Annotated in this window: 9 protein-coding genes and 1 other annotated feature; of the genes, 2 read left to right on the top strand and 7 right to left on the bottom strand. The window is 44.9% G+C overall.

Features of this window, described 5'->3' with window-relative positions; genetic code table 11:
- Positions 1-10 precede the first annotated feature (10 nt).
- The 4 genes from BLS15_RS21490 to BLS15_RS21475 all read right to left on the bottom strand — a co-directional run bounded on the left by BLS15_RS21490 (position 11) and on the right by BLS15_RS21475 (position 4,701).
- Positions 11-487: a DUF6790 family protein gene (locus tag BLS15_RS21490; protein ID WP_021255066.1), complete on the bottom strand. Its 477-nt coding sequence runs from the start codon at positions 485-487 to the stop codon at positions 11-13.
- Positions 488-898: 411 nt separating this feature from the next.
- On the bottom strand, positions 899-2,224 hold the full coding sequence (locus BLS15_RS21485; protein WP_021255067.1) for an MFS transporter: 1,326 nt from the start codon (positions 2,222-2,224) through the stop codon (positions 899-901).
- Positions 2,225-2,570: 346 nt separating this feature from the next.
- Complete coding sequence (locus BLS15_RS21480) at positions 2,571-3,185, bottom strand: class I SAM-dependent methyltransferase (RefSeq protein WP_021255068.1); 615 nt, start codon at positions 3,183-3,185, stop codon at positions 2,571-2,573.
- A 1,045-nt stretch (positions 3,186-4,230) separates the two neighbouring features.
- Complete coding sequence (locus BLS15_RS21475) at positions 4,231-4,701, bottom strand: SRPBCC family protein (protein ID WP_175460820.1); 471 nt, start codon at positions 4,699-4,701, stop codon at positions 4,231-4,233.
- A 380-nt stretch (positions 4,702-5,081) separates the two neighbouring features.
- Between BLS15_RS21475 and BLS15_RS21470 the strand changes: the two genes are divergently transcribed.
- Together BLS15_RS21470 and BLS15_RS21465 are read left to right on the top strand one after the other, a co-directional pair.
- Positions 5,082-5,510, top strand: coding sequence for a VOC family protein (locus BLS15_RS21470; RefSeq protein ID WP_021255069.1), 429 nt, complete (start codon positions 5,082-5,084; stop codon positions 5,508-5,510).
- Between the two features lie 535 nt (positions 5,511-6,045).
- Positions 6,046-7,395: a lytic polysaccharide monooxygenase gene (locus BLS15_RS21465; RefSeq protein WP_090513695.1), complete on the top strand. Its 1,350-nt coding sequence runs from the start codon at positions 6,046-6,048 to the stop codon at positions 7,393-7,395.
- 107 nt (positions 7,396-7,502) lie between these two features.
- Here the strand turns inward: BLS15_RS21465 and BLS15_RS21460 are convergent, their stop codons facing one another.
- The 3 genes from BLS15_RS21460 to BLS15_RS21450 all read right to left on the bottom strand — a co-directional run bounded on the left by BLS15_RS21460 (position 7,503) and on the right by BLS15_RS21450 (position 16,436).
- Complete coding sequence (locus BLS15_RS21460; protein ID WP_090513692.1) at positions 7,503-7,910, bottom strand: 3-hydroxyacyl-ACP dehydratase FabZ family protein; 408 nt, start codon at positions 7,908-7,910, stop codon at positions 7,503-7,505.
- Positions 7,911-8,024: 114 nt separating this feature from the next.
- The gene (brnQ, locus tag BLS15_RS21455; RefSeq protein ID WP_081677003.1) at positions 8,025-9,416 is read right to left on the bottom strand and encodes a branched-chain amino acid transport system II carrier protein; all 1,392 of its coding nucleotides are present in this window, start codon (positions 9,414-9,416) and stop codon (positions 8,025-8,027) included.
- Between the two features lie 50 nt (positions 9,417-9,466).
- Positions 9,467-9,755 (bottom strand) — a binding site (T-box leader).
- A gap of 207 nt (positions 9,756-9,962) precedes the next feature.
- Positions 9,963-16,436, bottom strand: a complete 6,474-nt coding sequence (locus BLS15_RS21450) for a S8 family serine peptidase (RefSeq protein WP_175460819.1) — start codon at positions 16,434-16,436, stop codon at positions 9,963-9,965.
- Between the last annotated feature and the right edge of the window lie 110 nt (positions 16,437-16,546).

Below are 16,546 nucleotides of genomic sequence, written 5' to 3'. Positions count from 1 at the left end.
CTAGACCTCCTTAGTTGAAGACCCAGATACCGCCTGCCATGATCGACAGAACCGTAATGAACGTTTGGTACACGACATCCATGATCAGATTTCCAATACTGTCTGCATCTGCTTTCTTGTTCTTAATCATGACGTATGTATGAGACCACAAACCGCTTAACCCGTATATGTACATTGTGACAAGTACGCCTACCCAGAAGTTTCCGTGAAACCAAATCGCCATAATTCCCATCACCCCAAGACCAACTTGGGAAAACCCGTACTTGACTTGAAACGGCCCGCCTGGCCAGCCCAATTGAGTTGCGGTTCTGTCAGCAATCGCAATGTTGTAAATAAATCCAATGACACCCACTAAGCCAAATGTCACAACAAACTGATGCAGCAACAGCACATTCGCAATTTCGCTCGTATCAGCTGAAAAACCGTTGATCCAAAGCTGTACTACCGCTGAGACAATTCCCAATCCCCATAACAACAGAAACCACATAGTTACAAGCTCCTCTCAATTGATAGATTTGTTACCAAAGATAATAAAGTTGAAAGGTTAATTCTGTCAATAATATTATTTTTATACTAAACAATATCTGTCATCAATTATCCCAAATGGATTTAATCCAATATTCCTGAAATTTTGTTTCTTTTCTATCTATTGACTTCTCACTAATTCTGATCATTTTGACGAACCAGAGTTGTTCCTCAATTCGGTCTATTAATGCTGACCTTATCTCCCAAATCCTTGATATAGTGCGATTTACACGTGTATTCCCCTACGAAGAACATAAAAAAAGCACCCCTTCTTGCCTATCGAAACACGACAAATCACAGCCGTGTTTGGATAAAGAAAGAGCGCTTATATTTTGTTGTCATTATATTGTATTAATGTTATTCATCTCTTTTTTTATTTCTCGTCTACTGCATTGCTTTCCAATTCTTTAATCACTTTGGTTCGACCTGTAACAAACGATAAGAATGCGATGAGAATTCCAAACACAATAAACATAAAGCCAATGCCACGACCCGGTCCAATGCCAATAATGCTGCCAACTGATGTAGCGAGCAAACCGCCCTCCACCAAGAGCGGATTGAATACATGCTCGGCCAATACACCAGAAAGAACATAGGCAATCGGATATCCGAGCTGCGTAGCCACCGATATGAGGGACCATACCCGCCCTTGCACAGTATTGTCAATATTTTGCCGAATCAATACTTCCAAACTCGTCTGCACAAATGCTAGAGCAAAGAAAAAGAGAAATCCTGATACGACAATCACATATACATTCGTCGAAACGCCGATAAGCGAATAAAAGAGCCCAACAAAGACAAGACATACCGTCATTGTAGCGACATGCTTCTTAATTCCTCCAAAAATACTGATCAGCAAACTGCTGACTAGCAAGCCCGACGCACACACGGATAGAGAGATTCCGTACGTCTTCGGATCTGTAAAGTTCAACATCATCGGAGCAAGCAATGTCTGTAAAAATCCAATATAGAAGCACAATACAGAAGTAAGTGTAATGAGTACGACAATCCCTTTATTGGCGTTGATTGTCCGCATTCCTTCTTTCAGCTCATGCCAAAAACTTAGCTTGACCTGCTCTTCAACATGATGATTCTGGAGCTTAGCTTGCTCAGCAACTACCCGATTGCTTCTAACCCATACAACCAATAGCGCCGCGATGAAAAATGACAAAATATCAATGACTAATATGTACTTGATGTCCATAATCGTAATCAAGATACCAGCTAGAACTGGGGAGACTAGAAACTGAGAAGTGGAGGCAAGCTGCATCAAGCCGCTTGCTTGGGTGTATTTTTCTTCACTGACGAAGTCGGTAACAGAAGCTTTGTAGGCGGGATTATGCAAGGCACCGAATATCGAACTAATGGATGCCCCTACGTATATGTGCCATACCTCCAAGCTGCCCATCAGCACGAAGGCCAAAATGAATATGAGACCAAAGGCAGAGCCTGCATCACCTAAGATCATCATCAATCTGCGATCGAAGCGATCGGCGAGGACACCCCCGACCGGCTTTAGCAACAGAGATGGCATAAACGAACAAAATATGACCATGGCATAGCTGGTCGGGCTTTGTGTTTGCTGTAATACTAGGATGCCGAGCGTAAAGGCAGTCAGACCGCTGCCAATATTCGATATGAGCTGGCCGAACCAGACTAGAAGGAACTTGGAAAATAGTTTCTGTTGAAGCGTATCCATGTTCTACCCCTTTTCCTCAATTGGTTGCTATGAAATTGTACAAGCAATATAAAATTAACCAAAAATCCTCCTTCTATTATCTACTTCCGATCGAGTAACAGCATTAACTAATACTAACATTTTTATCCTTATCCAAGCCTGTTGTCAAGACGTAAATTGCTGTGCTATGTAAAGGTGATCCACAATTCCCCCATCGACAAATGGTGCCGACAAATAAGGTGAAATAACGACAAAATCACTCTTTCATCACCCAATAAAAAAGAACCGTTTGCGGCAGCCCAGATTATGGACGCAAAACGGTTCCTCCATTATATATATCTGTATACGATTTTCCTTAGTTCCTTGTTTATGAATCTATAAGCTTCCGCTTTAACAAATGGACATACCATTTCAACTCTGCATGATGATTGAACACACTGACCTTGTCCATCACCTCAAAATCCTTGCATTGATCCATTTCCGTTACTTTATTCTCGATCATCATATAGGCGAGATCTTCTTTGTTTTTATGTGAATACAGAGATGAGATAATGACACCATGTGGGGTTAGATAATTCGAGTAGTCCAGCAGCTTCTGCGGCGTATTGGGCACATAATGCAGCGATTCATTAAATACGATCACATCATATTTCTTTGCAGGTACATAATGATTAATGTCACCACAGTGGAACTGATTCAATGAGGATTTGGCCGATGCGACTTTAATGGCTTCTTGTGACAGATCAATCCCTGTATACCCTTGTTTCTCGCTGTCGAGAAGCATATCGAACAAGATGCCTGTCCCGCAGCCCATATCCAGAATCCCTTCTGTTCCAATAAATTTCCGAATGTAACCATACACCACCGAATATCGAGCATATTCCGTAATATCCGACAAATAATCCCACGCGTTCGACTTGTATTCCTCGTCCCATTGCTGCTGATTGCTTGCTAAGAAATCCGGAATTGTTACTTTTTCCATGTTGTTTCCTCCCACGCGTCAGATAGTTGATTGTTAACTTTTGTGTCGCATCATAGGTGTTGTTCGATAAGAAAAGCAAACAAATGGAGAGTATGTCTTGTTGAGTTTGATAGTCGTAGATATGCAGGGAAGTATTAATGAAGTTAAACAAATATAGTAGTCTTTCTTCATACTAGTATGCAATCCAGATCATGTCAATCTTATAGCGCTTTTACATTCATAAGAAAGCGGCCTGCGATGCAAACACAGATCCAAGTCGCCTCTAGATGTAAAGAACTCTTTACATGTTTACGTTTAACATATACACTATCGATGTAAAATTCTTTTGACATAAGGAGGTTTACAAGGATGAAGAACTTTTTTCGTCCGATGGATGAAATGGAATTCAGCATTAGTTTGCGGGCAATCAAGATTGCCTGGATCTATTCTGTATTGGTTTGTTTATTCGTATGATATATGATTTTGCAGTAACGGGTTCTGTGATCGGTTTTTGCTTTTTACCTGCTAATTACCCAAAATGCACTGTTCAGCATGGCACAAATTTATTTAAAATGGAAGCTTGGTAAATCCCCTCATTCTTAATTTTCTAGGTCGTATACTACTTCCCAGTACTGTCACTTCAGACTCATGAATGGCTGAGTCAGCTTACTCCAGCAACTTGGAAATGCTTGAATCTCTTCTATATAAATCAAACGTAAATGCTTGGACACGTTATGCACACATCCCTCAATTCATAATTCAAAGAATACGCATCACGTTGTAAGACAACGCCTCAGAAGGCTCACGGCTTGTGTATGTATCCAGCATCTTTAAGCAATCTCTCGCCGTGGGCCAAAAGAATACATGCTGATCCCAACATGCTCTGAATTGCTGTCTTCAAATTTTAGGCTGGATCCAGACTCTCCAAAATTCCCATATGAGAATTGATCGTCATGGTATATCCATCGCGACCGACATCTATGAATTCTGTTCGACGTTCTTCCGCCGAATGGAGAATCGATCCAATCTCTGGAATGTGGCGATCTCTATATGACTTTCAACTCTTTCATTCCATGTTCTTCATCCGGTTATCAAGCTGTTCCAGCACCATTGGCCATGCCTGCTCATGCTGATTCTTGGATGCCTCATCTGGAAATCCAGCATGCGTTAGGCGGAGCTTCGTTCCTTCTGCAGAGGGAAGCAATGTTACGGTAACGACAGTCTCAGCTCCCTTTGTCCCCCCACTTCCTGTCACCCATGTCAGTTCAACTAGCCTATCCTGTTCGAGGCGGAGAAATCTACCGTAATGCGGATGCCGCTGGGCCTCGTGCTTCGTGTTAGGGCGGTATACCGTTTCAAAATAAAAAACCGTATTCACCTCACCCATCATCATTACGGTTCCCGGTTCCGCGAACCAGCGATCGAACCATCGTGTCCATGCTTTGTATAGAACGGCTGGAGGAGTCTCCATCTCTCGTTCCACTGTGAGCTGATAAGGTCTTAATGAAAGATCAGGGATTGCAATCGGTTCTGTCATTGTGGAATCCATCCTTTCTTATTCCCGTGTTAGATACCCGCTTCATATATCTTCCCCATTTCATCCCTCATAGAACCCTTCCAGTACTTCATCTTAGCGCGATCCGATCCAACCCTATACCAGTCAACATTCGATTGTTCGCACTAAGCCGTGACTCAAATCCTCTGGGATCATCCACATTCTTTCTCTTTCTCTTGCAAACAATCTCCTGCAATAACATGCCTACTCTATAACTCTATGAACAGTAAAAAATATAGATAAAATTTAATATGATTGAATTTCACTCCCATGTATAATGAATCGTGAAACGACAATAATGCTAATATGCAAAGGAACCGTTAGTCTTCAGAACCAACAACTACTAAGGAGTGAAGCCAACTATGTCCATCCATCCATATCTCAACTTCAACGGCAACTGCCGTGAGGTAGTCGAGTACTACGCCGAAGTGTTCGGGCTAGACAAGCCTCATATTATGACATTTGGGGACACACCGTCAGATCCATCCCATCCTCTTCCCGAGGAGGCCAAACATTTGGTCATGCACGCAAGACTGAACATTCAAGGAACGATCGTGATGTTTTCTGATGTATTTCCGGGCATGCCATACCAAGCAGGCACTAATATCACTCTTTCTATTGTTGACACAGATGTCGATAAATTGACATCCATCTTCAACAAACTCAAGGAAGGTGGACAAGTTGGCATGGAGCTCCAAGAAACGTTTTGGAGCAAAGCCTACGGTAACTTGACGGATAAATTCGGTATTCAATGGCAAATCAATCACGATAATGGCGACTTTTCAAGTTAAATACAACCAACAAACACTACATGATAAAGGGATGTACGCCACTTCGATTACGAAGGATGGCTGCATCCTTCTTCCTTATTTATGAACCATAATGACCTTATCCCGTTCCAAAGTACAACCTGAAAGTTAATGCGGTTTAATTAATTTTTATAATGGCATGCGCAATCTAATTAAATTATTTCGTTCACACGTTGGTCACACTTTCAAGTATGATAAAAGCAAACAACAACTATAACATTTCAACAGCATTTTCTTCTATAATTCGACCACGAATACCTGTTCATGAATCCACTCGCTTGCTGGACAATGTCCACGATTCCTTCATTTTGGGACTAAGTATGTTGCTTTGTATATGAACTCTTCCGAGTTTATATAATAGAGTTGCTAGAAGCTGTATCCATAGCGTCATCTAGGAGCTCCACTCTTTTATTTTGACAACTTCATATGGAAAGGAGGCTGACTTTAAGTTTAAAGGGTTTAACATTTCATTTGAATTGTTTTCATGACATCCCATTATTCTTAGGAGGTTGATAGTGTGAATCAACTGCGTCTTTCCAACCCAATAACAACGAAGTTGCTTGTCGGTTTTGGTGCAATGCTCGTAACGGTTATCTGTATGGTGCTCTTTGCTGATAAAGCGTTTGGACATGGTTATATCGAAGGCCCTGCCAGCAGAGCTGCATTGTGTAAATCCGGTCAGAATACAAACTGCGGAGCGATTCAGTACGAACCACAAAGCTTGGAAGCACCGAAGGGGTTTCCTAATGCTGGACCTGCTGACGGCAAAATTGCAAGCGCTAACGGAGCCTTCCCTGAACTGGATGAGCAATCCGCAACTCGCTGGACTAAAGTCAACATCAATGCTGGACAAAACACGTTCAATTGGAAACTAACTGCAGCTCATGCAACATCAAGCTGGAAATACTATATTACAAAAGAAAACTGGAATCCTAATGCAAAACTGACACGCGACTCCTTCGATCTAACACCATTCTGCTCCGTTAATTATGGTGGCGTACGTCCTCCATCGACGTATTCGGATACTTGTAATGTACCAGCTCGCACTGGCTATCATGTTATCCTTGCAGTGTGGGAAATTGCAGATACTCCAAACGCATTCTACAATGTACTCGATGTGAACTTTAGCGGAACGAACCCTGGCGACAACCAAGCTCCTACTGCACCTGCTAACCTGGCAGTGACTGCAACAACAGCAACAAGCGTGTCCTTGAAATGGGATGCTTCTAGTGATAACGTTGGTGTAACCGGTTACAACGTGTACAATGGCAACTCCCTTGTTGGCAACGTATCGGGATCCACACTTACGTATACTGTAAGCGGTCTCACATCCAATACAGCATATACATTTAGTGTAAAAGCGGTAGATGCTGCTGGCAATCAATCAGCTGCTAGCAATGTAGTAAGCGTTACCACACCTACAGTACCTGTTGATAATGACGCTCCAACTGCACCAACTGGCTTGCATGTAATGGGTACACCGACATCTACGTCGGTATCCCTGATGTGGAGCCCTTCCACTGATAATGTTGGCGTTGCTGGCTACCACGTTTATCGTGGAGCGACATTAGTTGCAACTGTATCCGGCACAACAACAGACTATGTGGTTACTGGCCTCAGCCCGAAGACAGCGTACACATTTACTGTCCGTGCATTTGACGCTGCTGGGAATGTCTCTGCAGACAGCAATGCAGTATCCGCTACAACTGCTGATGCACCTGCAGTAGCTGCTTGGGTAGAAAATAAATCCTATGCAGTGGGCGACAAAGTTACTTACAATGGCACGGTATACGAGTGCCTCCAGCCGCACACGTCATTAGCTGGCTGGGAGCCTACTAACGTTCCAGCATTATGGGCTGTTAAATAAGATATAAGATATTCCCCCCCTTCCAAATAACAAGAAGAGTCGTCCATGTAATTCCCCGGACGACTCTTCTTTATTGATTGCGATTTAGATAATAATCCTTCATCTCATCAAGCGGTATAAATCATGATCTCATCTGCTCTTAGAATGATACGTCCGTCCACAGAAGCCTCGCCTTTGCCAATTGTGAATCCTTTTTTGCTCCGCAGTACTTCATAGCTGAGCTCTAGCTTGTCCCCTGCATATGCTCTCCCCATTGATTCCACACCTTTCAATGAAGATAAGAAGCCAAGACCACCCTGCTGACTCTGGACAGCTGTAAAAGCTCCTAGCTGGGCAAGTGCTTCAATAATAAGCGAATCCGGCATGAAAGTTGACGCACCCGACATAAACCATTCATTGTGAGAAATGAGTTTATATCCGTTCGCGGACGTACCCGGTTCAATCTGAGTGACGCGATCAATCATGAGAAACGGGTAACGATGCGGCAATATATCCATCACTTCTTGAATGTTCAACGTATCATCTCCTAGATATCATTCATCTATGTTTTCACCAATTATTTCATATAAGGATGTTGCTGTAAAGAAGCGATTTCCACGTAATGCCAGCCGCTTAGCTTCTCATTCATTTTACTTCTTTTTGAAATAAGTCTTGAATTTTCTTGTTACTTTGTAAAAAAACCGTTTGCTTTCCGGCCAGATAAGACCAAGTAAATAACCAATAACCCCTCCGACAATGGCCGGAACCAACCAGCCAATTCCTTGATTGTACAGCGGGAGCATCTTCAACCACGACAAAATCGTGTCGAACTGAATATCAGCTTGCTTCAATCCGTCGAATATACTGATGATGAACGTACCGACCAGTGCACCGACATATACCGATTGACGACCGCCGAACAAGCGATGTGACAGTGATAAAATGATCAATACAATGGATACGGGATAAATGATAAGCAAAATTGGGATTGAAATCGAAATGATCTTATTCAAGCCTAGATTCGCCACCAATAACCCCAGCACGCAAATGATAAATGCAATTTGGTTGTAAGTAAATCGGCCAAGTAGTGTTGAGAAATACTGACTGCATGCGGACACCAATCCGATGCAGGTCGTAAGACAAGCAAGCGTGACAATGGCAGCCAGCAATATTAATCCAGCTTCCCCGAACAACTGCTGTACGATTTGCGTTAGCAGCTGTCCTCCATTTGCCGCATAACCGAGTCCAGTCACACTTGTAACTCCCAAAAACCCGAGTGCTGCATAAACCAAGGACAGTCCAACACCTGCGATGATGGCTGCTTGTATAGCCGCTCTTGTAATCGTTCGCTTGTCTTGGACTCCTTGATCACGAATGGCATTAATAACAATAATGCCGAAGGCCAATGCTGCTATCGTATCCATTGTTAGGTAGCCTTCCATAAACCCTTTGAATCCTGGTGAAACCGCATATTCCTTGATAGCAGGCTGTGCTTCGCCGAGCGGCCCCATCATGGCAGCAATGAATAATATCGTAATCGAAATCAGCAGCAATGGTGTTAGGATATTGCCAACCCGCACTACGAGCTTGGACGGATTTAGACATAACCAATAAACAACACAGAAAAAGACGAGTGTGTATACGAACAAAACCCAACTGCTTGATTGCAGTGACTCAGGTACAAAAGAGCGTACCCCCATTTCAAATGCAACGTTAGCAACCCGCGGTATTCCCATGGATGGCCCAATGGACAAGTAGACAACAACCGCAAACAAGATCCCAAACTTAGGATGTACTCGACTTGCTAAGTGCTGCATATCTCGTCCGGATAGTGCAATCGCAATTACCGTTAACAATGGCAGCCCAACACCAGTCAGGATAAACCCTGATATGGCATATATGAAGCTGTCTCCCGCCTGTTGTCCTAAAATTGGCGGGAATATTAGATTCCCCGCTCCGAAAAATAGCGAAAATAGCATAAGTCCCACGAAAAACACGTGGCTTCTCGGCAATGACTTCATCTTTCTGTTCCCCCTAGACATCTAGTACATTTCTACAGCAGCATCCCCATACAACAAAAAAACCGTCCCTCGAAAGGGACGGATTCTATCCGCGTTACCACCCATATTCATGCAGCATGATGATAGACATTCACAATTGACAATGCATCTATCCCTCCTGCTTCATGCAGCTCTCTTCGCAGCGACTGTCGCAGCGATATCCGAATAACGGTGGATATTCCGGCGCAGCTTACTCATTCTCGTTCAGCCACGCTTCTCAGAGATGATGTTCAGGTATGCGCCGAACGTTGGCTTGCAGCACTTCACCAACTCTCTGCAGATCGGCATTCATAGCTTACTCGTTCTCTTCGTAGAAGTTTTCTTTCTTCAAGTTGTTTTCTATTGTCACATGAGCCCAATCTTGATGTCAATGTACAATATATCACAGTAACGAATGATCATGTACACATTTACAATTAATTCTAACTATTCCAATTCGATAAACAGAGCAAAATCCGCCCCATTGTTGCGGACGGATTTGCTCGAATTCTTACATGTAATTAAACATCAATTCGTATTGCCGTGCACCTATAATTGGTTCATAGATTTCAAATATCGATAGATGAGCATTGCTGCTTGTGCACGAGTCGGAGTCTGATCGCTTCCAAAGCGTCCGTTTCCGATTCCTTGAATCCAGCCCTGCTCTACCGTATAAGCAATAGCAGCTTGATTCGCCTGATCTAGATGATCCGTATCTGTAAAATGAGACTTCGCGGTGGTTGGCATTACTTTAGCAGTCTTCTGAGCAAGCAAGGCTACCATTTCAGCACGTGTAAACGGCTCTTTATCTGCCTTATCTGCCGATTTACCGTCACCATTCACGCCCTCATTAGCGAACCTTTCACTCTTTTTCATGGAAGCTTCTGTGCCTGCATGATGTGGCAACCGATCGAGCATCATGAGGAAATGTGACCGAGAGATAATCGCGTTCGGCGTATAGAGCCCCTTACTCGTTCCATTTACAATTTGCTGTGCTGCCAGCACTTCAATTGCATCTTTGCCCCAGTGATTTGCCAAATCCGCAAAGCTTGGAGCATTCTCATACAACGCATACGTCCCCGTCTGTTCAACAGTCAAAGCAAGTCCTTCTGCATTATGAGTTGCCATTCCTGCAACACTCCATGTCCCCTGTGCGTTTATCCGATACATAGCTGTCTTGCGCAAATCCCTCACTTTCGAAGCGTCCCCTCGAAGCAAGAGGATAACTGGTTGAGTCAATTTGCCGCTCTCGTTATGAATGGCAACAAGGCTGGATACAAGATTTCTCTGGTCGCCACTAGCACCTTCCCCTGTTCCTGCCTGACGCTCCGAACCCTTCTTGACGGATACAACAAGCTTAAATTGATCTGCCGCAGCATAATCCGCCATGGAGGCCGTTGGTATCTTCAATTCATAGGCTGCCGAACGAATATGCAGTTCCTTCCCAGAAGTTAGAAGCTGCTTCATCATCAGTGCATGGAAAGTGATCGATACGTGAGTATAATCCTCGAAACGTACATTAGTAAGATCCATCTCAACTGCTGTACTAGCTTTACGCGTAAGCTGCTCACTCAGCCATTGTTCCAAGAGGGATACCTTAGCAAATTTAGCACCTGTCGCAGAAGCTGGCTGCTCTACCAGATACCCAATCGTTCGGTTATTAGCAATAACCGGTATCCGCTTATCCTTCTCAGGAATTGTTACGGGCGAACTGGATGATCCCCCGCCTGAAGAAATAGGAGGCTCATATGAATTAACATTTTTCTTACGCACCGTTACGGTTGCTTCTGCTTGTTTATCTTTATATCCAACTGTAATTGTTGCCGTGCCTTCGTTCCAACCCGTTACCCGTCCCTTATCATCTACCTTGGCAACTTGCTCATCTGAGGAATGGAACTGCAACGGCTCTGTAATTGGCGATAATTTAACTTCTCCAGCTTCATATACGATCGCTGCAACAGACAGTGGTGCTGAATCTCCCACATGTATTGCAAGCTTATCAGGGTACACTGTAATGCCTTGGAGTTCAGGCTCCCTTCCATCGTCCCCGCGATGCACGGTTATCGTAGCCTGATCACTCCACTGTTGGTAGGTCACCTGCACGACCGACATCCCTTCACTCACACCTGTAACACGACCAGCTTGATCTACCTCGGCAATTCGACTGTCTGACGAAGTAAATATCAATCCTTCTGTTATCGGTATCGGTAGGAGGTTGCCATTCTCGTATACGGCCGCTGTTACAGTCAGCGTCGACTGTTCCCCCGCCTTCAGGGACACATCACGCGGATGTATAGCGATCGATGTAATATCCCCATTTTGTGCAGGTGCCTGATAGTTGATCGTAATCGTGGCCGACTTGCTTGTCGCTTGTCCATTCGTTTCCGCGACTGCATACAACTTATTCGCTCCACGCTCCAATTCAGCTGATATCGCAAATTGTCCTTGCTGCACCGTTCCAGTTCCGACACGAACGTCTTGACGATATAAGTGAATCGTCGTTCCATCGGTTGGATATATTCCTTTAACAACAATATGAGCATCTGTAACTGTACTGCCTGACACTGGTTCTGTAATTACCGGTTCTTCCACAATCTTTGTAACCTTGGCTCGAATCATGTAATTGCCATCGCTGTTCCCTATCTTCTTCCACGAACCGCGATCCAGCTTCCATGAACGCCCTGAAAAATTGCCAAGCTTCGTCATCGACAATCCTGGTACATTTGGCATGACACCATCCTGAATGTAGGCTACATAGAAATCACCGTTTACAATAATCGGATTCGGTATCGTTACATCTGTCCACGAACCATCCAGCATTGCCTTGCCTTCATACGGACCGGCCACCATCTTGCCTGGAAGGCCATCAGAGCCGCTGGCATCATAGATGGCATACTTGAATTTCTCCCCGCCAGGATTCGGCCAGCCTTGATCCCAGAAGAAGAATCTTGCACCTGTTACTTGTGCGGGGCCGTCCGTTGTCATACGAACTGCAAACCCATTTCCAGATACAAAGAATGCCTTGGCATTATCAGCCACGCCATCATCGTAATAGATTTCATCAGCTGATCCTTGGAAGCTATGAAGCGTATATGAAACGTGAGTTGTATCGTTACCTGTGATCTTAATGTTGTCTTGAACCGATAAGTAATTCAATGCGGATACCGATAGTTGATAGTCGCCTTCGTAGGCTTCGAGTTCAAATTGTCCCTCTTCATTTGTTTCAACTGGTTCAACACGAACATCATTTAATAATCTGATTGTCGCATGCTTCACCGGCAACCCTGTTGCACGATCCGTTATCTTACCGGTAACCTTCCCTTTCGCCAATGGCTGTAAATGAACATTCATCACCGTATCTTTATTTTGCTCGATAACAATCGGTCGCTGCTCCGTCTTATAACCATAAGCCTCCACTTGCAGCGTATATGCACCAGGCGGATGCTTCAGTGTATAGCCTCCGGTTCCTGCATCAGAGCGTGTTGCCCGCTGCGATTGCAAGACGCTGATGTCCGCCATTATCGGCATCCGGCCCTTATTTGACTGCTGTATCACGGTCTGCAGTTGCTCATCCGACTTCGCGGCATGATCACGCTTCGCTGATTTCAACATTTCTAAGGTAAAGCGTGCATTCCTTGCTCCCTGCGTATCATCATTTGCTTTCCCTGCTTGTCCGGCAGCCGCCTGAGTAGAAGATGTCTTCGGTCTTGTCATCACCGGAGGGGTCTCCCTAACCTCCACATCATCAATGTACCAACCGAACTGGATCGATTGCTGCTTGCTCTCGAATCGGAAGCGTAATTTGATCTTCTCTCCCATGTAAGTATCAAGTCCAAGCTCTTCCAAATACCAGAATCTGCGTGGATGATTCGTATCATATCCCTGCTTCGGATATACAGCGAGCGGCTTCCATGTCGCTCCCTGATCCTTGCTTATCTCAACTGTTGCCTTATCTCCATCATCAATATCGTACCATTGTTGGAAATACAGCGTTGCATGCTTCACCTGAGTCAAATCGATTTCAGGCGATACCAGACTCTCATTCACATCGCCGCCATAAGGGCCATTCAAGTTCGTGCCCCATACATTCTTGCCCGAAACTGCCTTTTGCGGCCCACGAGTCGGATGTGGAACACCATGCTCCCATTCGTTTCCTTTTCCTTCAACAGTCCAGCCCTTATTATTGCCTTCGAAATCATCACTGAAGATTTCACTGCCACCCGTAAATGTCCAAGATACGATATCCGAATCTGAACTCATCGTATGACTGACAGTTCGCGCCTTTACCTTGTAATAATACGTCCCCTTCTGAGGGGCAGGCAGATCGGCAAAGTTATAGCCAGAGCTTGTGCCAATCTCGTCCCAATTCCCACTCAAATCCTTCGTACGATAAATGACATATTCCTTCAATGTCCCCGAAGGCGCCTTGTCAAAATCAAGAATGACTTTGCCTGGTGCGTTGCTCCTAGTCTTTATTTTAGGGGGAAGCGGAATTGTCGAATCAGGGGCTTGGATTTTAATATCATCGATGTACCAGCCCTCGTCACTGCCAAAGTCTCCTCGTAAATTGAATACAACGTAGATTTGATCCCCTGCATATGGGGACAAGTCGATATATTCGGTTGTCCACGTGGTGTTGCGCATCGTAAAGGTTTTTACCCGTTCGAACGTGAAGTTCGATTTCTTGCTGCCGATAAACACTTCTGCCCGATCAAAGGAAGCGCTCCACCAATCGCCAAGCTTATACCAATGAGCAAAGGATAAAACAGCGTGTTTCGTATCCGTCAAGTCAATCACAGGCATTTCAACATAGCTGTTAGTTCCATTCGGATAATTGCCATCCAGAACGGTTGCCATTACTTTGGTGCCGGAGAATGCTTTTTTCGGGCCGCTTGTTGGAACGCCCCATTGCCATACGCCTGATGCGTCTCCGAATCCAAATCCTTCTATCGAGGTTTCGAAATCTTGCGTATAGCCAACCTTGACTCCCTTCGATACCGTTACGGGATAGATGTCTGTCTTGGACGAGCTGCCTGCGAAATTTACTGCTTCTATATAATATTCAATACCATTCAACGACAGCTCTTGAACAGGGATAGCTCCCTCATATAAACCATTCATATGACTTCCGGAAGTTCGAAGCAGCGCGTGCTTACTCCAGCCGGTAGTCCCCTTCTCACGGACATAAAGGTTCACATCCGTTACACTCACATCGTCCTTCACACGTGCAAATATGTCCTTGTCCAATATATTGAACGTCAATGCAATAGGTTCATGTTCAATCGTCGGAGTTCCTGCATTCAACCCATCGATCGTCACCTGACCAACAACCTTGCCCAGCCCTTTGTTCTGGGTTGACACGGCATTGAGTGCATTAATAAGGCCTGAGCCATAGCCATTATTCGGCGTTTGTGGGAATTCATTGTCGGTTAATGCATCTGTAGTGGACGTCAATATGTCCCCTATATCCTTCACCTTTAAGCTGCGATTTGCCTGCTTAATCAGTGCAGCCACGCCTGCTGTATGCGGACTTGCCATCGAGGTGCCGTTCATGAGCGCATATTGTCCGCCTGGTACTGCTGAACGAATATGTACACCTGGAGCAGATACTTCCGGCTTCATTTGTCCATATGGCGTCGGCCCTTGCAGCGAGAAATCTGCCAGCTTGTTGTTCATGTCAACCGCACCCGTGGCGAATGATTCAGGGTAATTGCCCGGTGCTGCAATAGAGCCTGGTCCGCCATTGTTCTCCGGAGGATGCGTATTCCCTGCTGAGAATGCCGGGAAGATATCTGCTGCGATCCATGCCTTCACGATATCTTGGAAGAACTCATTCTTGCCAGCAGGTATGTTCCCCCATGAATTATTCACGACATCGGGCGCAAGTTCGGGATGCTTCACTCCGTGCTTGTCCGTAGGTGCAAGAATCCACTCCCCCGCCTTAAGGAGATCAGCATCTGTCGTTTGTCCATTCGAATCGAACACACGAGCCGCTATCCACTTCGCATTGGGGGCTACCCCAATCTTGTTGCTGCCATCTTTCTCAGAGCCTACCATTGTGCCCATAACGTGCGTACCATGACCGCTTCCATCCGTAGGCAGCTTCTTCCTCTCGATTGTGGCATCGAACCAGCTTAGCTCTGGGTCCACAATGTCACCATTTTGATTCAGACCTCTCCATTTATGCTGCAGTGCCGGATGGGTTCCATCTACACCGGAGTCCATGTTGGCAACCACAACGCCTGTTCCATCGAAGCCAAGCTCCCACGCCTGAGCTGCGTTAATATTGCGCAAGTTCCACGGAACTTCTTGATTGCCAGCAGCAGATTGTGCTCCCGTTAGCTTCGACTTCGACACGATTTCAGATTGAAGCGTATATGTATGGTTAGGCAGAATCTTCTCGATTTCATCACGAGCTGCGAGCTTCTCCATGGCCGCCTTCGTACTTGTTACCGCAATCGCATTCACAATGTAATACGGATGGAATTCACGCACATCCCCAGCGGACTCCATTTGACGGAGCTGCTGAATAATGCCTGATTGCGACTGGTCTGCTGTACTCATTAGCGAGTTCACAATGAAGTTGCGCACCGTGCGTGTCTGCTTCGCTGATGATTCTCCCTTCTGCTTAGACCATTGCAGCGCATGCTGTGAGATGGCTTTCATATCCGGCTGTTCCTTTAACTTGATGATGTACGTCTCAATCCCGTCAGACTGAAAAGCTTGCAACAGCTTGGGATCGATAACTTGGTGACCACCGTCCGATGGCTTCGAATCCATAACTTTCCCATCGTACGCCATCGCTGCATTAGACCGTACAGCAGACGCGGATGAATCAACTGATGTACCAACTGCGGCATACGTAAACGCCGGCGATGTAAGGGCTAGAATACATACGAGTAATGATGCAATCCAACTTTTCAACCATGATTTCACCTGCAAAATCAGTTCCTCCTCGTTATCTCTCAATCTAGCATGTCGGTTCAACTTCCTCTTTTTTTGGGACATCTTGTAATCTATCATATTTGTTTCCCTCTTACAATAGTTTTGTATTAGTGCAAAATTTGTTGCAAATTGTTGCATCCCCAGAAAAATGTGGTCATTTCGTCATGTCTATATACCAAAAAAGACCC

Source organism: Paenibacillus sp. cl6col (assembly GCF_900102125.1).
Classification (GTDB): Bacteria; Bacillota; Bacilli; order Paenibacillales; family Paenibacillaceae; genus Paenibacillus_B; species Paenibacillus_B suaedae.
Note: the sequence above shows the minus strand (reverse complement) of the source record. Positions and strands in the feature narration are given on the sequence as shown.